The 17,612-nt window shown below is 68.1% G+C and carries 22 protein-coding genes and 1 tRNA gene; 15 read left to right on the top strand and 8 right to left on the bottom strand.

Annotated elements, in window-relative coordinates; all coding sequences use genetic code 11:
* Positions 1 to 4 precede the first annotated feature (4 nt).
* From ACNF49_RS00520 to ACNF49_RS00505, 4 genes are all read left to right on the top strand, one after another.
* The gene (locus ACNF49_RS00520) at positions 5 to 748 is read left to right on the top strand and encodes a phosphoglyceromutase (protein WP_357967207.1); all 744 of its coding nucleotides are present in this window, start codon (positions 5 to 7) and stop codon (positions 746 to 748) included.
* Between the two features lie 217 nt (positions 749 to 965).
* Positions 966 to 1,691: a DUF433 domain-containing protein gene (locus ACNF49_RS00515; RefSeq protein ID WP_482942465.1), complete on the top strand. Its 726-nt coding sequence runs from the start codon at positions 966 to 968 to the stop codon at positions 1,689 to 1,691.
* 9 nt (positions 1,692 to 1,700) lie between these two features.
* Positions 1,701 to 2,138: a PIN-like domain-containing protein gene (locus tag ACNF49_RS00510; protein WP_482942464.1), complete on the top strand. Its 438-nt coding sequence runs from the start codon at positions 1,701 to 1,703 to the stop codon at positions 2,136 to 2,138.
* 326 nt (positions 2,139 to 2,464) lie between these two features.
* The gene (locus ACNF49_RS00505; RefSeq protein ID WP_357967210.1) at positions 2,465 to 2,671 is read left to right on the top strand and encodes a hypothetical protein; all 207 of its coding nucleotides are present in this window, start codon (positions 2,465 to 2,467) and stop codon (positions 2,669 to 2,671) included.
* Between the two features lie 32 nt (positions 2,672 to 2,703).
* On the opposite strand, the gene ACNF49_RS00500 is transcribed toward ACNF49_RS00505, so the two are convergent.
* Both ACNF49_RS00500 and phoU read right to left on the bottom strand, forming a co-directional pair.
* On the bottom strand, positions 2,704 to 3,441 hold the full coding sequence (locus tag ACNF49_RS00500) for an SAM-dependent methyltransferase (protein ID WP_482942463.1): 738 nt from the start codon (positions 3,439 to 3,441) through the stop codon (positions 2,704 to 2,706).
* Between the two features lie 202 nt (positions 3,442 to 3,643).
* A complete protein-coding gene (gene phoU, locus ACNF49_RS00495) occupies positions 3,644 to 4,288 on the bottom strand; it encodes a phosphate signaling complex protein PhoU (RefSeq protein WP_357967216.1) in 645 nt (214 codons plus the stop codon).
* A gap of 132 nt (positions 4,289 to 4,420) precedes the next feature.
* On the opposite strand from phoU, the gene ACNF49_RS00490 reads away from it, so the two are divergent.
* Positions 4,421 to 5,593: a sensor histidine kinase gene (locus ACNF49_RS00490; protein WP_387679874.1), complete on the top strand. Its 1,173-nt coding sequence runs from the start codon at positions 4,421 to 4,423 to the stop codon at positions 5,591 to 5,593.
* The gene (locus ACNF49_RS00485; protein WP_195898926.1) at positions 5,590 to 6,282 is read left to right on the top strand and encodes a winged helix-turn-helix domain-containing protein; all 693 of its coding nucleotides are present in this window, start codon (positions 5,590 to 5,592) and stop codon (positions 6,280 to 6,282) included. Before ACNF49_RS00490 ends, ACNF49_RS00485 begins: the two co-directional genes overlap by 4 nt.
* Positions 6,283 to 6,337: 55 nt before the next feature.
* Here ACNF49_RS00485 and ACNF49_RS00480 read toward each other — a convergent pair whose 3' ends face one another.
* Positions 6,338 to 6,919: a copper chaperone PCu(A)C domain-containing protein gene (locus ACNF49_RS00480; RefSeq protein WP_357967221.1), complete on the bottom strand. Its 582-nt coding sequence runs from the start codon at positions 6,917 to 6,919 to the stop codon at positions 6,338 to 6,340.
* A 251-nt stretch (positions 6,920 to 7,170) separates the two neighbouring features.
* On the opposite strand from ACNF49_RS00480, the gene ACNF49_RS00475 reads away from it, so the two are divergent.
* The 4 genes from ACNF49_RS00475 (at position 7,171) to ACNF49_RS00460 (ending at position 8,984) form a co-directional block, all read left to right on the top strand.
* Positions 7,171 to 7,653: a CarD family transcriptional regulator gene (locus ACNF49_RS00475; protein WP_043624891.1), complete on the top strand. Its 483-nt coding sequence runs from the start codon at positions 7,171 to 7,173 to the stop codon at positions 7,651 to 7,653.
* 17 nt (positions 7,654 to 7,670) lie between these two features.
* Entirely contained in the window at positions 7,671 to 8,141 is a 471-nt protein-coding gene (gene ispF / locus ACNF49_RS00470) for a 2-C-methyl-D-erythritol 2,4-cyclodiphosphate synthase (protein WP_482942462.1), read from the top strand.
* Between the two features lie 187 nt (positions 8,142 to 8,328).
* Entirely contained in the window at positions 8,329 to 8,616 is a 288-nt protein-coding gene (locus ACNF49_RS00465) for a GlsB/YeaQ/YmgE family stress response membrane protein (RefSeq protein ID WP_357967227.1), read from the top strand.
* A 98-nt stretch (positions 8,617 to 8,714) separates the two neighbouring features.
* Positions 8,715 to 8,984, top strand: a complete 270-nt coding sequence (locus ACNF49_RS00460) for a GlsB/YeaQ/YmgE family stress response membrane protein (RefSeq protein ID WP_352322341.1) — start codon at positions 8,715 to 8,717, stop codon at positions 8,982 to 8,984.
* Positions 8,985 to 9,076: 92 nt separating this feature from the next.
* Here the strand turns inward: ACNF49_RS00460 and ACNF49_RS00455 are convergent, their stop codons facing one another.
* Complete coding sequence (locus ACNF49_RS00455; protein ID WP_482942461.1) at positions 9,077 to 10,081, bottom strand: DUF2637 domain-containing protein; 1,005 nt, start codon at positions 10,079 to 10,081, stop codon at positions 9,077 to 9,079.
* 59 nt (positions 10,082 to 10,140) lie between these two features.
* Between ACNF49_RS00455 and ACNF49_RS00450 the strand changes: the two genes are divergently transcribed.
* Both ACNF49_RS00450 and cysS read left to right on the top strand, forming a co-directional pair.
* Positions 10,141 to 10,527: a PPOX class F420-dependent oxidoreductase gene (locus ACNF49_RS00450; protein WP_482942460.1), complete on the top strand. Its 387-nt coding sequence runs from the start codon at positions 10,141 to 10,143 to the stop codon at positions 10,525 to 10,527.
* A 43-nt stretch (positions 10,528 to 10,570) separates the two neighbouring features.
* A complete protein-coding gene (gene cysS / locus ACNF49_RS00445; RefSeq protein ID WP_357967234.1) occupies positions 10,571 to 11,962 on the top strand; it encodes a cysteine--tRNA ligase in 1,392 nt (463 codons plus the stop codon).
* Between the two features lie 63 nt (positions 11,963 to 12,025).
* On the opposite strand, the gene ACNF49_RS00440 is transcribed toward cysS, so the two are convergent.
* Both ACNF49_RS00440 and ACNF49_RS00435 read right to left on the bottom strand, forming a co-directional pair.
* On the bottom strand, positions 12,026 to 12,358 hold the full coding sequence (locus tag ACNF49_RS00440) for an NIPSNAP family protein (protein WP_482942459.1): 333 nt from the start codon (positions 12,356 to 12,358) through the stop codon (positions 12,026 to 12,028).
* Positions 12,359 to 12,465: 107 nt separating this feature from the next.
* Positions 12,466 to 13,200: a class I SAM-dependent DNA methyltransferase gene (locus ACNF49_RS00435; RefSeq protein ID WP_482942458.1), complete on the bottom strand. Its 735-nt coding sequence runs from the start codon at positions 13,198 to 13,200 to the stop codon at positions 12,466 to 12,468.
* Between the two features lie 563 nt (positions 13,201 to 13,763).
* Here ACNF49_RS00435 and rlmB point away from each other — a divergent pair.
* Together rlmB and ACNF49_RS00425 are read left to right on the top strand one after the other, a co-directional pair.
* Entirely contained in the window at positions 13,764 to 14,732 is a 969-nt protein-coding gene (gene rlmB / locus ACNF49_RS00430) for a 23S rRNA (guanosine(2251)-2'-O)-methyltransferase RlmB (protein WP_357967239.1), read from the top strand.
* A gap of 20 nt (positions 14,733 to 14,752) precedes the next feature.
* A tRNA-Thr gene (locus tag ACNF49_RS00425) sits at positions 14,753 to 14,825 on the top strand.
* A 79-nt stretch (positions 14,826 to 14,904) separates the two neighbouring features.
* Here the strand turns inward: ACNF49_RS00425 and ACNF49_RS00420 are convergent.
* Positions 14,905 to 15,369 carry a hypothetical protein gene (locus ACNF49_RS00420; protein WP_482942457.1) on the bottom strand — a complete coding sequence of 155 codons (465 nt, stop codon included), beginning with the start codon at positions 15,367 to 15,369 and terminating at the stop codon, positions 14,905 to 14,907.
* A gap of 76 nt (positions 15,370 to 15,445) precedes the next feature.
* The gene (locus ACNF49_RS00415) at positions 15,446 to 15,700 is read right to left on the bottom strand and encodes a tyrosine-type recombinase/integrase (protein WP_482945705.1); all 255 of its coding nucleotides are present in this window, start codon (positions 15,698 to 15,700) and stop codon (positions 15,446 to 15,448) included.
* A gap of 817 nt (positions 15,701 to 16,517) precedes the next feature.
* Here ACNF49_RS00415 and ACNF49_RS00410 point away from each other — a divergent pair.
* Positions 16,518 to 17,606: a hypothetical protein gene (locus ACNF49_RS00410; protein WP_482942456.1), complete on the top strand. Its 1,089-nt coding sequence runs from the start codon at positions 16,518 to 16,520 to the stop codon at positions 17,604 to 17,606.
* The last annotated feature ends 6 nt before the right edge of the window (positions 17,607 to 17,612 follow it).

The raw sequence follows: 17,612 nt of genomic DNA, 5'->3' as shown, positions 1-17,612 counted from the left end.
CCGCATGGCGACTTTGGTGCTGCTACGGCACGGTGAGAGCGACTGGAACGCGAAGGGCCTGTTCACCGGTTGGGTGGACGTCAGCCTGTCGGCCAAGGGCGAGGACGAGGCCCGGCGCGGCGGCCGGCTCCTGCAGGAGGCCGGTCTGCGGCCCGACGTCCTGCACACCAGCCTGCTGACCCGGGCCATCCAGACGGCCCAGCTCGCCCTGGGCGAGGCCGACCTGCTCTGGCTCCCGGTCAAGCGCAGCTGGCGGCTGAACGAACGCCACTACGGGGCCCTGCAGGGCAAGAACAAGGCCCAGACGCGTGAGGAGTTCGGCGACGAGCAGTTCATGCTCTGGCGCCGCTCGTACGACGTGCCGCCGCCGCCCATCGCCGACGACGACGAATACTCCCAGGCCGGCGACCCCCGTTACGCCCTCCTGCCGCCGGAGCTCATGCCGCGCACGGAGTGCCTGAAGGACGTCGTCGACCGCATGCTCCCGTACTGGTACGACGAGATCGTCCCCGACCTGGCCGCGGGGCGCACGGTCCTGGTGACCGCGCACGGAAACTCGCTGAGGGCCCTGGTCAAGCACCTCGACGGCATCAGCGACGACGCCATCGCCGGGCTCAACATCCCTACGGGGATCCCGCTGGCGTACGAGCTGGACGCCGACTTCAGGCCGCAGGTGCGGGGCGGGCGCTACCTCGACCCGGAGGCCGCCAAGGCCGCCATCGAAGCAGTGGCCAACCAGGGCCGCTGACCCCCACAGGCCCTCGGGCGCATTCCGCGCGGCGCCGGGTGTGCGAGGGGACTGCCGTCCCCTCGCGCTCCCCAGGGCCTCGACCTGCGTGGGTTCTTGTGACGTGTCGGGATGACGGTTCCTGCGCCGGGGCATGGATGATCAACCTGAAAGACGGGAGATCACGAGCATCCGGTCACGGATTTCCCTAGGCTGAGCCTGAAGGGAGAGGACTCTGATGGAACCGCGCGACCACGGTCCACATGGTGGGTTGATCAGCGACTTCCGCTACGTCACCCCCTTGTACAGCAAGAGCCAGGCGGCAGACCTGATCGGCGTTCCGCGTGAGTCCTTCCGCAACTGGTCCGTCGGCTACGCGTACAAGCGGATGGACGGCGTCACGGTGGCGGTCGAGCCCTTGGTGACGACCGCCGGCGCACAGGGGCCGACCGTGCCGTTCGTCGGCTTGGCCGAGGCGTACATGCTGGCCGCCTTCCGCAGAGCCGACGTTCCGATGCGGCGCATCAGGCCCGCCATTCGCTGGCTTGAGGAGAACATCGGTCTTGAGCAGGCCTTGGCCAGCGAGCGGCTGATGACCGACGGCGCTGAGGTGCTGTGGGACTTCAGGGAGCACACCGACGATCCCGTGGAGCGCGAGGCAGTCGACGGGCTGGTCGTGGTACGCAGTGGTCAGCAGGTGTTCCGGCCGATCGTTCGGGACTACCTGCGACGCGTCACCTACGTGGACGGTTGGATGAAGGTGATCCAGCTTCCGGGGTACGAACGCGTGGCGGTCACGGTCGACTCATGGATCAACGGCGGTCAGCCGACCGTCGCCCGACGAGGCGTCCGTGTCGCCGACGTGCTCAACCGCCTACGGGCCGGTGAGGACAGCCGAGAGGTGGCCGAGGACTACGACCTCCAAGTGGATGAGGTCGAAGGACTCCTGCCGCAGGCGGCGTGAGAGGACGGCATGACGGACGATGCGCGCGCATCCGGGTTCACCTTCTTCCTGGACCGCGGATTTGGCTCCCGTATCGTCCCCCAAGCCCTGCGCGAGGCCGGCTGGGTCCTGGAAACGATGGATGAACGCTACGGGCCGGACGCCTCCCAGCGCATCGCTGACGTTCAGTGGATCGAAGAAACCACGATTCGCGGCGACATCCTGTTGTGCAAGGACCTTGCCATCACCCGGAACCTGGTGGAAGCGCGTGTCATCTACACGAGCGGTGCGCGCATATTCGCGCTGGCGAACGCCAGGATGGTCGGGAAGGAGATGGCGGCGGCCTTCCTCGGCAACGAGGCTCAGATCGTCCATGTCGTGAGGCGGGTGATCGAGCCGTTTGTTTTCGCGGTCGGTCACGAGGGACTGCGGCGAGCCAGATTGCGCTATCCCGTCGAAGGGGCCTGACCCACGAAGACGGTTCGGTGCCCGTCTCGACGCTGCGTCGAGATGCAGCTGTGCAGCGGCCGATGCCGCCCTTCTTGAGGACGGATCGGCGCTGCCATGTCTGACGTCACCTGGCTGGACGTCCGCCATGGGCGGGGGCCGTTGGTGGGGAAGCCATGTCACTGATGCCGGACACCGAAATGTGTGGGCCGTTCTGGGGCGAGGTGCCTATGCTTTCGGGGATGTGAGCACCTCTGCCAGAGCTGAGCGCTCCTGCCCCCTTCCGTCCGCCAGGGAAGCCCCCGTTCCGGGCGGGACGGTCTGACGTGCCGACGTGGGAGCCCCACGTGTCGCACGGGCTCGTACGCGTGGTCGAAGCGTCCTGTTGCGAGGAGTACGTCCTGTGTTTCGAGGCGGCGCAGTTCTTCGTACGGCGGGTCACCGAGCGAGGGGACCACGAGGAGACCGCCAGGGGCCCGTACGCCCGTGCCGCCGCGGTCTGGGCCGAGCTGGCGCGGCGTCATGTGTGCAGGAGCCGTCAGGCGGCCTCCTGACGTGACCGGGCGTGGCGCGGCGGCACGGCCCGTCAGTCGGACGTCGGGCGCAGGACCAGGGTGACGAACCCGAAGACGTCCCGGTAGACGCGCAGCCACTCGGCGCGGTGGGTGTCGGCCGTCGTGATGGCCTCGCACCTGTCCGGATGGTCGGGGTTGTCCAGAGCCCAGGAAGCCAGCGAGCCCGTCCAGGCCCATTCGTAGTCGTCGAGCTCCTGGCGCGTGCTGATGTGGCCGTGCACCGGCGTCCAGCCGTCGGCGGTGACGCGGTCCATCAGGGCCGGCAGGCCGGTGAGCTCGCCCAGCATCTCCACCGCCTCGGCAGAGGGCTCCTGGGCCCAGAAACCGTCCCCGACCAGGACGCGCCCGCCGGGAGCCAGGTGCTCGCGCGCCGCGGCGAGCGTGGGGAGCAGGCCGCCGAACGCGTGCGTCGCCCCGACGCTGATCACCAGGTCGAACGCGTGCGGGGAGGTGAACTCGGCGGCGTCCGCACGATGGAGGACGAGCCGGTCGTGGACGCCGAGCGCCTCCGCGCGCTCGCGGGCGTGCGCCAGCGAGCTCTCGGCGATGTCCACGCCCTCCGCCTGCAGCTTGGGATGCGTGTCCAGCGCGCGCAGCAGCCACTCGCCGCCGCCGCAGCCGAGGTCGAGCACGCGCGAGTCGCCCTGGGGGAGGGCGCGGTCCAGCAGGCGGCGCACCGAGTCGTCGTCGAGCGGAGCCGCGATCGGATGGTCCGCATGGGCGAGTCGGGAGATCTGTTCACGATTCACCGGCGGAGCCTGCCACATGCGGAGACGTCGCCGCATCCGCTTTTGGCCAGGAGACAGGGCGCTTGGCGGGCGTCTGTCGCTGCTTGCCACTGTTTGTCCCGCCGGATTGTCTCGATGCCCGGCCGCGGACATGCGAAGCGGGCGGCCCCCCGACAGGTGCCGCCCGCTGCGTCCGGGTGAAGAGCCTGCCCCCGGGAGGCCGTCAGCTGGGACGGGAGCCGGTGACCAGGTAGACGACGTCCCGCGCCACCCGCACCGCGTGGTCGGCGTACCGCTCGTAGTACCGGCCGATCAGCGTGATGTCGATCGCCGGCTCCACGCCGTGCGCCCAGTCCTTGGCCAGGATGTTGCGGAACAGCCGCCGGTGCAGCCGGTCCATCGCGTCGTCGTCCTCTTCCAGCTCAAGGGCCGACTCAACGTCCCTGGAGGCCACGCAGCTCCCGGCCTTGGTGACCAGGTTCTCGGCGATCTGCCCCATTTCCACAATGGTCGAGCGCGTCTCGGGCGGAATCGCCGACTCGGGGTGCCGCAGCCGGGCCACCTTGGCCACATGGACGGCGAGGTCGCCCATACGTTCGAGGTCGGTGCCCATGCGCAGCGCCGTGATGACCATTCGCAGGTCCACCGCGACCGGCTGCTGCCTGGCCATCAGCTCGAAGATCGACGACTCGATGTCGGCGAAGATGGCGTTCACCTCCTGGTCACGGGAGATGACGCTCTCGGCGAGCTGGAGGTCGGCGTCGAGGAGGGCCGTGGTGGCACGGGAGATGGCCGAGCGGACGAGCCTCGTCATCTCGACCAGCTTGCTCGTCAGGAGATCAAGTTCTTCATGGTACGCATCGCGCATGTCGTCACCGTACGTGCCACTCGATGAACGAACCTCTACTGCGAGATGAACTTTCCAGGAAAGGGCCGTTCATCCGCAGGTGAGAGGTCTGTCCCTTGGACTTCGCCACCTACCATCGGAGGCATGAGTGAGATGGCCATGAGCTTCGCGGCCCTGGCCGGGTTCGTCGTGGGAGCCCTGGCGGTCCTGTTCTACAGGAACCAGATCGAGGCTCCGAAGAGGACCGATTCAGCCGACGGCGTCGAGACCGGAGCGGCGCTGCCGCAGGGCGTGGCCTCCGTGCTCGCCGTGCTCCCCTCGTCCGCCGTCGTGCTCGACGCGCACGACCGCGTGCTGCGCGCCAGCTCGGCCGCGCGCGCGTTCGGGCTGGTCAAGGGCGACAGGCTGATGGCCGCGGAGCTGCTCGCACTGGCAAGACAGGTACGCCGCGACGGCGAGATCCGCGAGAGCGAGATCGACGTCGCCGGCCACAAGTTCGGTCAGGAGACGACGAACTTCGCCGTCCGGGTCGCCCCCCTCGGCTCCTACGGCCAGGTGCTGGTGCTGGCCGAGGACCAGACCGAGCGGCGCAGGGTCGAGGCCGTGCGCCGCGACTTCGTCGCCAACGTCAGCCACGAGCTGAAGACCCCCGTGGGCGCGCTGAGCCTGTTGGCCGAGACCATCCAGGACGCCGCCGACGACCCCGAGGCGGTCACCCGCTTCGCCGGGCGCATGCAGCACGAGGCCGCCCGGCTCACCTACCTGGTCCAGGACCTGATCACGCTGAGCAGGATCCAGGGGGCCGAGCCCATCCCCACCCCGGGCCAGGTCGCCATCGACGAGGCCGTCCACGACGCCATCGACCACTGCAACACCAAGGCGGTGGCCAAGGACATCACGCTGGTCACCGGCGGCACCGAGGGGCTGCGCATCTGGGGGGACGACGAGCTGCTCGTCACCGCCCTGCGCAACCTCATCGACAACGCCGTCGCCTACAGCCCCGAGCACACGCGGGTCGTGGTCAGCGTCCGTCCGGCCGGCGACTCCGTCGAGATCAGCGTCAGCGACCAGGGCATCGGCATCCCCGAGGAGTCTCTGGAGCGCATCTTCGAGCGCTTCTTCCGCGTCGACGCGGCCAGGTCACGGGCGACCGGCGGCACCGGGCTCGGTCTGGCCATCGTCAAGCACGTCGCCGCGGCCCACGCGGGCGAGGTGTCCGTCTGGAGCAAGGAAGGCTCCGGCTCCACCTTCACCCTCCGTCTGCCCGCCTTCGGCGGCACGGCGGTGGCAGTACCACCCTCGATTCCCCTGGAGACCGCAAAATGACCAGAGTTCTAGTGGTTGAGGATGAGGAGTCCTTCTCCGACGCCTTGTCCTACATGCTGCGCAAGGAGGGCTTCGAGGTGTCGGTCGCGGCGACCGGGCCCGAGGCGCTCGACACGTTCGACCGCAACGGCGCCGACCTCGTGCTGCTCGACCTGATGCTGCCCGGCCTGCCGGGCACCGAGGTGTGCCGCTCGCTGCGGCAACGCTCGAAGGTGCCGGTCATCATGCTGACCGCCAAGGACAGCGAGATCGACAAGGTCGTGGGCCTGGAGCTGGGCGCCGACGACTATGTGACGAAGCCGTTCTCCTCACGGGAGCTGGTGGCCCGCATCCGCGCGGTGCTGCGCCGTCAGGGCGACGTGGTGGAGGAGCTGGAGACGGCCGTCCTGGCCGTCGGCCCGGTGCGCATGGACGTCGACCGCCACGTCGTCGCGGTGCGCGGCGAGCAGGTGCAGCTGCCGCTGAAGGAGTTCGAGCTGCTGGAGGTGCTGCTGCGCAACGCCGGCCGGGTGCTCACCCGCGGCCAGCTCATCGACCGCGTCTGGGGCGCCGACTACGTGGGCGACACCAAGACGCTCGACGTCCACGTCAAGCGCCTGCGGGCCAAGATCGAGGCGGATCCGTCCAACCCGCGCTGCATCCTCACCGTGCGCGGCCTGGGCTACAAGTTCGACGCCGTCGAGGAGTGAACGACCCTTGTTCTGGTACGTGGGTTCGTACCAGAACAAGGGTTCTCTCATGCCGTCAGTGGGCCTCTTCGGTGGCCGTGGGGGTGGCCGACGCCGAGGGCGTGGCGACCGGGGTGGCGTTGGGGGCGGGGGGATAGTCCTTGAACTCACGGCTGCGCGTGACCACAGGGACGGTCAGGGTCACTGTCCCGGCGTTGGCGAACTGGAGGTCCAGACGCACGCTCTCGCCGCCTCTGAGGCTCGTGGAGATGCTCTCCAGCATCAGCTGGGGCTGCGGCTTGCCGGTGTTGACGAGCTGGTTGGGGGGAAGCTGGATCGGCGTGGCGACCTTCACGGACCCGACCGAGCCCGCCGAGACGGCCTGGAGCGTGTCGGCGGCGCCCGCGGTGTTGAGGATGTTCAGGTAGATCGGGGCTGAACCGCGCCACGGGAGCTGGGCGCCGGAGTCGGGGCCGAGGATGAACGCCTGCGGGATGTGAATGCCGCGCGTGCCATAAGCACCCTGGTCGATGAGTGCGACCGCCTCGTTCGGGGCGTACGGCTTGTTGGTGTTGGCGTCGAATCCTGCCCCGCAGCCCGCGAGCACGGGGGCTGCCAAGAACGCGGCGGCTACGACAATCCAGCGACGGCTGGTCACGTGCGGGTTCTCCTTGCTCTTGCGCGGTATGGCGCATGGGGTGTTGGGCAGCGCCTACCATATCCACCTGAATCCATGGTCATATCCGCACCCCTGCAGGTCATTCGCTATGTCCGGAAATGCGATTCATACGGTCGAGGACTTGTCAAGCCCCAATATGCGGCTTTGACCTGCAGTTATGAGGTTTTCACTGTTCCGGGAGCCTGTGGATGCGTGGTACCCTGGAGTACAGCGGAAGGGGTACTTGTCACATGACTTTCCAGGTCGGCGACACTGTCGTCTACCCCCACCATGGGGCTGCTCGGATCGAAGCAATCACGAAGCGATCCATCAAGGGTGAGGAAAAGACCTACCTGGTGCTCAAGGTCGACAAGGGCGACCTTACCGTCCAGGTGCCAGCAGAAAACGCGGAACTCGTCGGTGTGCGCGACGTTGTCGGCCAGGAAGGCCTTGAGCGGGTTTTCGATGTTCTTCGGATGCCCCACACGGAAGAGCCGACCAACTGGTCGCGCCGTTACAAGGCCAATCTGGAGAAGCTCGCCTCCGGTGATGTGAACAAGGTTGCGGAGGTGGTTCGCGACCTGTGGCGTCGCGACCGCGAGCGCGGCCTGTCAGCGGGCGAGAAGCGTATGCTCGCGAAGGCTCGTCAGATCCTCGTCAGCGAGCTCGCGCTCGCCGAGAAGACCAATGAGGACAAGGCTGAGGCCCTGCTCGACGAGGTTCTCAACTCCTGAACACGAATCTTCCACGGGTGGGCGTCGGAGTCGACGTCCACCCGTTCGCTTCGGTGGACTCAGGGCGTGAGCTCAGCCTCGCCGGCCTCCACTGGCCGGCCGAGCTCGGGCTCGACGGCCATTCCGACGGCGACGTCGCCGCGCATGCCGCCTGCGACGCGCTGCTGTCCGCGGCCGGCCTGGGCGACCTGGGCGGCCTGTTCGGCACGTCGGACCCGCGCTGGGCGGGGGCTGCCGGGGTCACCCTGCTGGAGGAGACCGCCCGCCAGGTGCGCGCGGCCGGCTTCGAGATCGGCAACGTGGCCGTCCAGGTGATCGGCAACCGTCCCAAGATGGCTCCTCGGCGTACCGAGGCCGAGCTGGCGCTCAGCGGCGCCGTGGGGGCGCCTGTGAGCGTCTCGGCGACCACCACGGACGGGCTCGGGCTCACCGGGCGCGGCGAGGGGATCGCCGCCATCGCCACGGCCGTCGTGGTCAACCTTTCGTAGGCGTTCAGCGTCTTATGTATGGGATGCGTGAGGGTGTCCCGGCGGGTCGTCGCCGAACCCGCCAACTGTGGGGGCGGCGGTTCGTCACTGGCGCGGTACGGACCGCCGCCTTCCTCAGGGGGTAGTTTCCCCAGGTGTCGGGTATGTCCCCATCTAAGACATGTGAACGTCTCGGGGGGAGCTACACATGATCGGCGCGATCGTTTCCGCAGTAGTCATCGGCGCCATCGTCGGTGCGCTGGCCCGGCTGATAGTGCCTGGCAGGCAGAACATGTCCATCGGCCTGACGCTCATCGTGGGCATCGTGGCCGCCCTGATCGGCACCCTGATCGCACAGGCGTTCGGCTGGGCCGACACCAAGGGCATCGACTGGCTCGAACACATACTCCAGCTCGTGCTGGCCGTGGTCGGCGTGCTCCTTGTGACGCGGATGGGCTCCGGACGCGGTGGACGAACCGGCCGAACCACGACCTGACCTGCTCGTTCGTAAAGTCGGCGCATAATCGTCGGCGATCGGGTAGCGAAGCTCCCCGTGAGAGTGAACGGCTCACCCTCACGGGGAGGTTTCGTGTCATGACCATTCAGTCCATCCTTGGCGCCATCGTGATTGGCGCCGTCATTGGCGCAATCGGTCGCCTGCTGCTGCCCGGCAGGCAGGCCATCGGGTGGATCCTCACCATCGTCGTCGGCATCGTCGCCGCCCTGCTGGGCACGCTCATCGCCCAGGTGCTCGGCGTCGAGACGACCCCCGGCATCGACTGGATCGAGCTCGTGATGCAGGTCGTCCTGGCGATCGTCGGTGTCGGCCTGGTCGCCGGCCTACGCCGCGGCTCCAGGGTCTAGCGGCGCCAGGGGTGTAGACGAGATAGACGCACACGAAACGGCCCGTCCGGGATCATCCCGGACGGGCCTCTCGTTTGTTCGCGGGGTGGCCGCTATTCCTCGGGGTCCGGCGGGCGCGGAGTGCTGCGCAGGCGGCCGGACGGGGCCTGGGTGTCCTCGTGGATCACCGGGTGGGGCGCGGTGTCCTCAGAGTCGCTCTGGCGCGTCCGGGGCTCGTCGGCGGTGGGGTGGCTCCTGCGGTCGTCCTCGATGACGGGGACGGGCTGGGTGTCGACGTCACGGGTGTCGGTGGCCCGGGTGTCGGTCCGGGGGTGGACCAGGACGTCGGTCGGCTTGACCCGGTCGCCCCACCGCACCGGCCGCCTCAACGGCTCGGGTTCCGGCTCGGGCTCGGGCTCGGGTTCCGGCTCGGGCTCCGGTTTTGGCTCGGGTTCCGGTTCCGGCTCCGGTTCGGGCTCTGGGGCCGGTTCCGGCTCGGGTTCCGGGTCCTGCGGTACGGCCTGCCACTCGGACACCTGGGCCGGGACCGGCGGCGTCTCCGGCGCGGCGGTGGGCCCCACCAGCGGCGTGGACTCCAGCACCGGCGGGGGCGCCTCGGTCACGAGCGGCGGCGGCGTGTCGGCCGCGCGGCCCGGATGGAAGGGCACGAGCTCGTCGTCGTCCTCCTCGCGCGCCTCGCCCCGGTGGGCCTGGACGTGCTTGATCAGCAGCAGCCAGAGCCACAGGGCCACGGCCAGCATGACCCAGGGCGCCAGAGCCACGCCCACGGCCACCTGGCGCGCGTCGAAGGTGAACCGCAGCGCGGTCGCCACGTTGGCCGCCGCGGCGGCCACGATGAGCAGGACCAGCACGGTGGCGGCCTGTGCCCGCACCAGCGGCCGGGCGGGGCGCAGCAGCAGCACGCCGAGCAGCGCGACCACGAGCAGCGCGTCGAAGGCGGCCGGATAGAGGAAGGCGAGGTCCTGCCGCGCCTCGCCGGTGACGGCCAGCGCGCGCAGATCGTCGAAGGACAGCGCGCAGGCGGCTCCGGTCAGAGCGGCCACCGCGAGCCCGGCCAGGGCGATGCCCAGGCGACGGAGCGTAGAGGGGGGAGTCACGTCCATGGCGCCTTCGAGACTACAGAAGAATAGGGATCACGACCGATCGAGGGAGACACATGCCCGAGCTGCCGGAAGAAGCCCGCGAACTCCTGGATGCCCCGAATCATGCGACGGTGACCAGCATCAACCCCGACGGCGGACCCCAGTCAACCGTGGTGTGGGTGCGCACGGACGGCGACGACGTGCTGTTCTCGACCGTCCGGGGGCGGGTGAAGCCGCGTAACTTCGAGCGCGACCCGCGGACGAGTCTGCTGGTCATCGACCCGAAGAGCCCGGACCGCTACGTCGAGGTGCGCGGCCGGGTGACGATCGAGGAGGACCCCGAGGGCGCCTTGATCCAGGAGCTGGCCCAGAAGTACACAGGCGAGCCTTGGGAGGACAAGCCGGGCACCGAGCGTCTGATCATCCGGATCCGTCCTGACAAGGTCACGGTGCGAGGCTGAGTAATCGGCCTACAAGAGCCTCCGAGGCGTTAGCCTTGCCTTTGTGAGCCTGCACATCTACGACACCAGCACGCGCGCCACCCGTGAATTCGTTCCGGTCGAAGCCGGCCGGGCGTCGATTTACCTGTGTGGGGCGACCGTGCAGGCTCCTCCGCACATCGGGCACATCCGCTCAGGCGTGAACTTCGACGTGCTCAGGCGCTGGCTCACGCGTTCCGGCTACGACGTGACGTTCTGCCGCAACGTCACCGACATCGATGACAAGATCATCAGGGTGTCGGCCGCGGAGGACGTGCCGTGGTTCGTGATCGCCGAGCGCAACCAGCGTGCCTTCACCTGGGCCTACGACACGCTCGGCTGCCTGCCGCCCACCGTCGAGCCGCGGGCGACCGGCCACGTGCCCGAGATGATCACGCTGATGGAGCGGCTGATCGAGCGCGGCCACGCCTACGCCTCGGGCGGCGACGTCTACTTCAGCGTCCAGTCCTACGTCGACCACTATGGCAAGCTCTCCAACCAGAAGCTGGAGAACATGCGGGCCGCGGCCGACACCGACGACGAGTCGCTCAAGCGAGACCCGCGCGACTTCGCCCTGTGGAAGGGCGCCAAGCCGGGCGAGCCGACCTGGCCCACGCCGTGGGGGCTCGGGCGTCCCGGCTGGCACCTGGAGTGCTCGGCGATGGCCACCAAATACCTGGGGCCGACGTTCGACATCCACGGCGGCGGCATCGACCTGATCTTCCCCCACCACGAGAACGAGATCGCCCAGTCGCAGGCCGCCGGCGACGGCTTCGCCCGCTACTGGATGCACAACGGCATGCTCAAGATCGGCGCCGAGAAGATGAGCAAGTCGCTCGGCAACTCGCTGCTGATCCCCGAGATGGTGCAGAAGGTGCGCCCGGTGGAGCTGCGCTACTACCTGGCCGCGCCGCACTACCGTTCCTCGATCGAGTACTCCGAGGAGGCGCTGCTGGAGGCGGCGGCGGCCTACCAGCGGATCGAGGGCTTCGTCACCCGCGCCGCCGAGGTGATCCACGACGTCGACGCCGACGCGCCCCTTCCGCAGGCGTTCGCCGACGCGCTCGACGACGACCTCGGCACGCCGCAGGCGCTCGCCGTGGTGCATGAGGTGGTGCGCGAGGGCAACGTGGCGCTGTCGCGGGGCGACAAGGAGGCCATCGCGCGGCTGCTCGCCGAGACCCAGAACATGCTCGACGTGCTCGGCCTCGACCCTCGCTCGCCGCAGTGGCGCGGTGGCGGCTCCGACCTGTCGCCGGTGGTCGACGCGCTGGTGGCGGTGGCTCTGGAGCAGCGCAAGGCCGCGCGGGCCCGTAAGGACTACGCGGCGGCCGACGCGATCCGCGACCAGCTCGCCGCGGCGGGCATCACGGTCGAGGACACGCCGCACGGGGCCCGCTGGGAGCTGGCCCGCTGACCTTCCGCCACTTCTGACCTTTCGCCGCTCCTGAGCGACGGCGGGCTCCTTGTGCGCCCGCCGTCAGCCGCGGAGGGCCGCGACGGCGGTGTCGGGGGCCTCGATCACGATCGTGTGGTAGCCGTCGATGCGCGAGACGATGCCCTCGCGCGGGCCCCGGTGCCATTCCGGGCTGGTGTAGAAGGCGTCTTCCTGCTCGTCGCGGGTCTCTTTCGAGGGGAACGCGCGGATCAGGTACGCCTCCTCGTGGCCGTCCTCGTCCACGAGGGAGGCGCCGCTGCTCACCACGTCGATGCCGGCCTTCGCCAGGAGGGGGAGGGCTTCTTCGCGCATGATCCGGAGGAAGTCTTCGCGGGTGCCGGGTTTGAGGCAGTAGGTGCGGATCTCCAGGATCATGCGGCTGCTCCTTCGAGGAAGTGCTGGGCGGCTGGCACGTTATCCGGTGGTCGCTGACATCCTTCGTCAGTGAGGGGGTTCCGTTTTCGGGAGCCTGCATGAGGGCTCTAGGAGTCGGATTCGGGGGCTTTCGGCTTGTCGGCTGGGTTGTGGGTCGGTGTGCCGGTTGGTCCGCCGGTCGGTTTGTCGGTCGGTTTGTGGGCCAGGAAGAAGGCCTGGCGGCCTGAGCGGGGTCGCTCGCCCTCGTCGGGCTCGCGGATGAGCTGGGCGTCGAGGGACAGTCCGGCCTTGGCGAGGAGCTCGGCGATGTGTTCCGGGGGAGTCCAGTAGACGTCCAGCGAGAGCTTGTGACCGTAGCCCTGGCTGAGGTGGCGGCGTTCGTCGCCGACCTTGAACGCGATCAGCAGGTGGCCGCCCGGCGCCAGCACCCGGTGGATCTCGGCGAACACCGTCGGCAGGAGCTCCGGCGGGGTGTGGACGGTGGAGTACCACGCGACGGCGCCGGCCAAGGACGCGTCCGCCAGGTCCAGCGCGGTCATCGAGCCCACTTCGAAGCGCAGGCCGGGGTGGCTCTGGCGGGCGACGTCGATCATCCTCGGGGACAGGTCGATGCCGAAGGCGTTCACCCCGAGGGAGTTGAGGTGGGCGGTGACACGGCCCGGTCCGCAGCCCAGATCGGCCACCTCTCCGCCATCCGGTCCCTGTACGAGTTCTGCGAAGGCCGCCAGCATGGCCCGGTCCAGGGGCTTGGTGTCGAGTTCGTTCCTGAGCAGTTCGGCGTACTCGGGGGCGACGGTGTCGTAGGCCGTTCGGGTGGCGTGGAGGTAGGCGGACTCAGTCATGGCCAAGGACCATAACCGGCCTTAGGGGTGGGTGGTGGGAGCTTGTGGATTTGTCTGGGGCGTATGGAGGTGGACGGCTTTTGCGCTGTGCTGTGCCGGGAGAGTGCGGGCGGGCGTGCGGTCGACGCGATGCACCGGGCCGCGGCTTCGCGTGCGGCTTGGTGAGGTGAGTGGAGCTTTTGTGGTGATGTGCTTGCGCAGGACGCCTCGGTGAGGTTGTGGGCGGGCGCTACGTGCGCTCCGGGGAGGGCAGGCGGCTCGCCGGGTGTGCCGCGGTCGGTCGTGTAGGGCGAACATCCTGTGCTCCCGAAGCGTCTCCGCCAGGGAGCATGCGGGTCTTCCTGAGACCGCGCTCTACCGCATCTTTTAGCGACCGTTCTTCCGGGGGCCGCTCTTCCAGGGACCCCCCTGTTCTTGGGGCCGCGTGCTCTGCCGCGTGACCAGATACGTCGCTCCTACAGGGCGGACCTCTGCTGTGTGGCTGGATTCGCTCTTTTGCCGGGATCGGGTGGGGGCTTGCCCGGCGGGATCGGATGGGTCGGCGGGCCGATACCCTTGATGGCATGGCAGCAGGCGGTAGGGCATCGGGCAGGCCCGCGAAGAAGAAGGGCCCCTCCAAGGGCACCGGGGGCCAGAAGCGCCGGTCGCTCGAGGGCAGGGGCGCGACGCCGCCTGCCGAGATGCGCCACTGGTACAAGGACAAGGCCAGGACCGAGCGCATCGCCAGGGAGGACCGCGGCGAGACGCGCCGTCCGGGCAGCGGCCCGGCCCGGCAGAAGCGTTCCGAGGACGCTCCCGAATACATCGGCGGCCGTAACCCGGTGCTGGAGGCGCTGCAGGCCGGGGTGCCCGCAAATGCCCTCTACGTAGCTCAGCGCGTCGAGAACGACGACCGCGTACGCGACTCCATCAAGATCGCGGCGGAGCGCGGGATCGCGCTGCTCGAAGTCACCCGCGACAAGCTCGACCGGATGACGGAGGGCGTCGTCCACCAGGGCATCGCGCTCCAGATCCCCGCCTACGACTATGCGCACCCGTCCGAGCTGGTCGAACTGGCTCAGGACGCGGCCGAGGTCCCGCTGATCGTGGCGCTCGACTCGGTCACCGACCCGCGCAACCTGGGCGCCATCGCCCGTTCCGCCACCGCGTTCGGGGCGCACGGCCTGCTCATCCCGTCCCGCCGCTCGGCCGGGGTGACGGGTGGCGCATGGAAGACGTCGGCCGGCACGCTCGCCACCCTGCGCGTCGCCCGCGCCTCCAACCTGACGGCCGCCCTCCGCGAATACCGCGAAGCCGGCCTCTTCATCGTCGGCCTCGACGGCGCCGGAAAGATCGACATCGGCGACGCGGACCTCCTCGCCGAGCCGCTCGTGGTCGTGGTGGGCTCCGAAGGGAAGGGCCTCGGCCGGTTGGTGCGAGAGCAGTGCGACGTGGTCGTCCGCATCCCCATGCAGGCCGCCGCGGAATCCCTCAACGCGGGAGTCGCTGCCGGTGTGGCACTGTACGAGGTCGCTCGTCACAGGCGCCGCTAGCGTCTACACTGGTAGGCCGTGCCGACGTAGCTCAATCGGCAGAGCATCTGTCTTGTAAACAGAAGGTCAGGGGTTCGATTCCCCTCGTCGGCTCTGCACGTAGAAGGCCCTTTCCCGTGATCGGGAGAGGGCCTTTTCGGTCTCGTACAGCAGGGTTGTACAGCAACCGGCACTAGCCGAAGATGTCCTGCCCGTCGCGGCCTGAGGGGTCCATGGCGAGCAGGCTCTCATGAAGACTTTGTACGGCCCTGCCGGTGAGTTCGCCTGACGGTGTGGTTTCCATGAGACGCCAGCCAGGGGTGTCCGTGGGGGCGTCGTCGTCGCGGCCGTGGGCGGTGAGGCTGTAGAGGAGACTGAACGCTGTTTCGTAGGCGGCCACCTGGGCGACCCGTGCGAGGTCGGTGGGGTCCGCGCCGTCGGCGAGCAGTCGAGCAGCCGCGGGAATGCCTTCCAGCGCTCCCGGCGAGGCCCAGCCATTGATCAAGTCTGGCCATATGCGCCGCAGCGCCAAGAAGCCAGCCAGCTGAGGTATGTCCTCTGAGATCTCTGAGGCAGCCCACTCTTGAGGGGCATCGGCGCCCAGCGTCGCGAAGAGGTTCTGCAAGGCGAGCACCGCAGCGCGATCTGCTTCATTCATCCCGCTATCTCAGCATGGCACGTGACGCGAAAAGGCCCTGTGGGCGATTCCGCGGGCCTCTTCGCATCTACGTCGATTATGGGACGTTCTCCAGGCTGGCATTGAGGCAAGCAAGGGCATTGCGGGTTTCCGGGCTTGGGATCTGGGTGTAGACGTTCATGGTCACGCTGATCTGTGAATGCCTGAGAATGCGCATCGCCACGCGCGGGTGGACGTCGAGGGCGGCCAGGAGCGAGGCGCAGGTGTGCCGGGTGTCATGGAAGCGGATGCGCGGGACACCGGCGTTCTTGCAGTGGGCCTCGGAGGCGCGGTTGAGGTTTCGTGGTTCGATGGGCGTGCCGTATCTCGTGGGTGTTCGATCTCTGCGGGTGTCCAGAACTGCACCTTGTAGAGGACCAGGCTGATGATGTCCGTGGTGAAGTCCTCGTGGCTGAGGAATTTGCGGTGGACTTCGAACCGCCAGTCTTGATCGCGCCGGCCGAGGTCGAACTCGTCGTTGTACGTGGTGTCTCCGGACCAGGAACTGATCGCGGCGACCTTCCCGGAAGTCAGATTGACGGTTCCCAAGCGGCTTTCATCCCAGTTCGAGGTGGGTGGCTCGCCGTCCCAGAGTTCGTACTTGATGAGAGCTTGGTCGCAACGGGTTGGGTCGAGCGCGATGAGGTTGGGGGCGCTCTCGGACCAGATCTCGCCACTGGCGGAGAGCTCGACGACGCGCCACTCCGCAGAGATGTCTTCGACGTCTACGATCCCGTTGAAGTAACGGGATATCTTTTGCGGATCGAGGAACGCCTTGATGATCTGCGCCATGGTGGTCCTTGGGGTCAGGGGCGAATGTGCGTGCGGTGATCATGGCCTGCAGGGCTGACAATTCGCGTTGCCTGAGCACAAGGCATCGGAGCAGGCCGCCTACTCCGACCGATCATGGTTGAGTGGCTTCGCGTCGAAGGAGCCGTCAGCCCTGTTCGAGGGAACGGCTCCAGAATCCAGGTGGTGTAGTGCCGGCCATCTCGGCGGTTGCCGTCGTGGGGAGCTGACGGCGCAGGAGGCCCTGCCATCCGCCCTAGACCATCAGCCGCTGTGTATGTGGACGGTCGACATGCAGCGTTATTGATCAAACTCGGGGAAGATTGGGGCATACTTCCTCGATGAGGATCGATGCCCCGACATCGCTGGGGTCCATCACGTGCCCGTCCGGGCGACTGGTGGTCGCCGATACCGGCTACCTGAACTTGTGGTCGGGGGACGCGCCTCCGGCGGTGGACGAGGTCATGCTCTCCGCGATAGACGATCCCGCGTTGCGTGAGAGTATCCGCGCGTCGGTTGACCTGGCTGTGGTGGGCCCTGACGCCGAGACTGCCGCTCGGTCCTTCAATCGCCAGCCGGGTACGTGGCTCTATGACATTCCCGGACATGGGGTCGAGCAACTGGTCGGCGCTTTCGTCGAGCACTGCCAGGCACATGGGTTCGATGCCTGGCTGGAACGTCAAGAACCTCGGGTCGCGCATCGTGAACGTGTCGAACACGCAGTGCGGGCCGGCGGTTCAGAGTTCATCATGAACGGCGTTCCCGTCGTGGCGATCGGTGGCATACCCGCCGATCAGGAGATCGCCGTGACAGCAACCTCCCGGGATTACGGGAACATCGGTGTGCGATGGGAGTCGGTCACCCTCAGGATGCGCTCCACGCAGCCCACATCGACCAGACTCTTGGGCCATGTCGGGGTGGACGCGGCTCGGCTCAGCCTCATCGATGCCGATGGGTTGGCATCGTGGCGCCATGAGGAGCCGATCGACGGAATGGCCGACGTTGCGTTCTGGGGGCGATCGGTGCGGGAGGCCGCCGCCGGCTTCGGCGCCTCACTCCTACCGCATCCCGGAGAGGATGGGGTGTATGGATGGGCGGACCTGCCTGTCAGCGAGGCAGTCGACCGCGCCATCGCCTTGCAGGAGTGGAAACAAGCTGGTGCCGAACGGATGATCGCGGTTGATTTCCGGCCGCACTCCCACCACTGGCAGATCATGGCCCAGGTCAGAGCTGCGAAGCACGAGGCCGGAACGATCGAGGTCGGTGGCACTCGGACGATGTGCTTCATGACCAGTTGGGGGGATGGGTTCTTTCCCGTCGCTGCCGACCACGACGCCGATGGACACCTTGTGCAAATCCGGATCGTGCTTGGCGACTCGCAACGTCAAGCTCAACTTGAGGCGATGTACGACCGGTTCAGTCTGGACTGATCACCA

The organism is Actinomadura sp. ATCC 39365 (assembly GCF_054392275.1).
This window is presented reverse-complemented; position numbering and strand designations above follow the sequence as displayed.

Coding starts and splice junctions, on each gene's coding strand:
- ACNF49_RS00520 (WP_357967207.1), top strand. CDS start 5: ATGGCGACTTTGGTGCTGCTACGGCACGGTGAGAGCGACTGGAACGCG.
- ACNF49_RS00515 (WP_482942465.1), top strand. CDS start 966: ATGGAACCGCGCGACCACGGTCCACATGGTGGGTTGATCAGCGACTTC.
- ACNF49_RS00510 (WP_482942464.1), top strand. CDS start 1,701: ATGACGGACGATGCGCGCGCATCCGGGTTCACCTTCTTCCTGGACCGC.
- phoU (WP_357967216.1), bottom strand. CDS start 4,288: ATGCGCGATGCGTACCATGAAGAACTTGATCTCCTGACGAGCAAGCTG.
- ACNF49_RS00490 (WP_387679874.1), top strand. CDS start 4,421: ATGGCCATGAGCTTCGCGGCCCTGGCCGGGTTCGTCGTGGGAGCCCTG.
- ACNF49_RS00485 (WP_195898926.1), top strand. CDS start 5,590: ATGACCAGAGTTCTAGTGGTTGAGGATGAGGAGTCCTTCTCCGACGCC.
- ACNF49_RS00475 (WP_043624891.1), top strand. CDS start 7,171: ATGACTTTCCAGGTCGGCGACACTGTCGTCTACCCCCACCATGGGGCT.
- ACNF49_RS00465 (WP_357967227.1), top strand. CDS start 8,329: ATGATCGGCGCGATCGTTTCCGCAGTAGTCATCGGCGCCATCGTCGGT.
- ACNF49_RS00460 (WP_352322341.1), top strand. CDS start 8,715: ATGACCATTCAGTCCATCCTTGGCGCCATCGTGATTGGCGCCGTCATT.
- ACNF49_RS00450 (WP_482942460.1), top strand. CDS start 10,141: ATGCCCGAGCTGCCGGAAGAAGCCCGCGAACTCCTGGATGCCCCGAAT.
- ACNF49_RS00440 (WP_482942459.1), bottom strand. CDS start 12,358: ATGATCCTGGAGATCCGCACCTACTGCCTCAAACCCGGCACCCGCGAA.
- ACNF49_RS00435 (WP_482942458.1), bottom strand. CDS start 13,200: ATGACTGAGTCCGCCTACCTCCACGCCACCCGAACGGCCTACGACACC.
- rlmB (WP_357967239.1), top strand. CDS start 13,764: ATGGCAGCAGGCGGTAGGGCATCGGGCAGGCCCGCGAAGAAGAAGGGC.
- ACNF49_RS00420 (WP_482942457.1), bottom strand. CDS start 15,369: ATGAATGAAGCAGATCGCGCTGCGGTGCTCGCCTTGCAGAACCTCTTC.
- ACNF49_RS00410 (WP_482942456.1), top strand. CDS start 16,518: ATGAGGATCGATGCCCCGACATCGCTGGGGTCCATCACGTGCCCGTCC.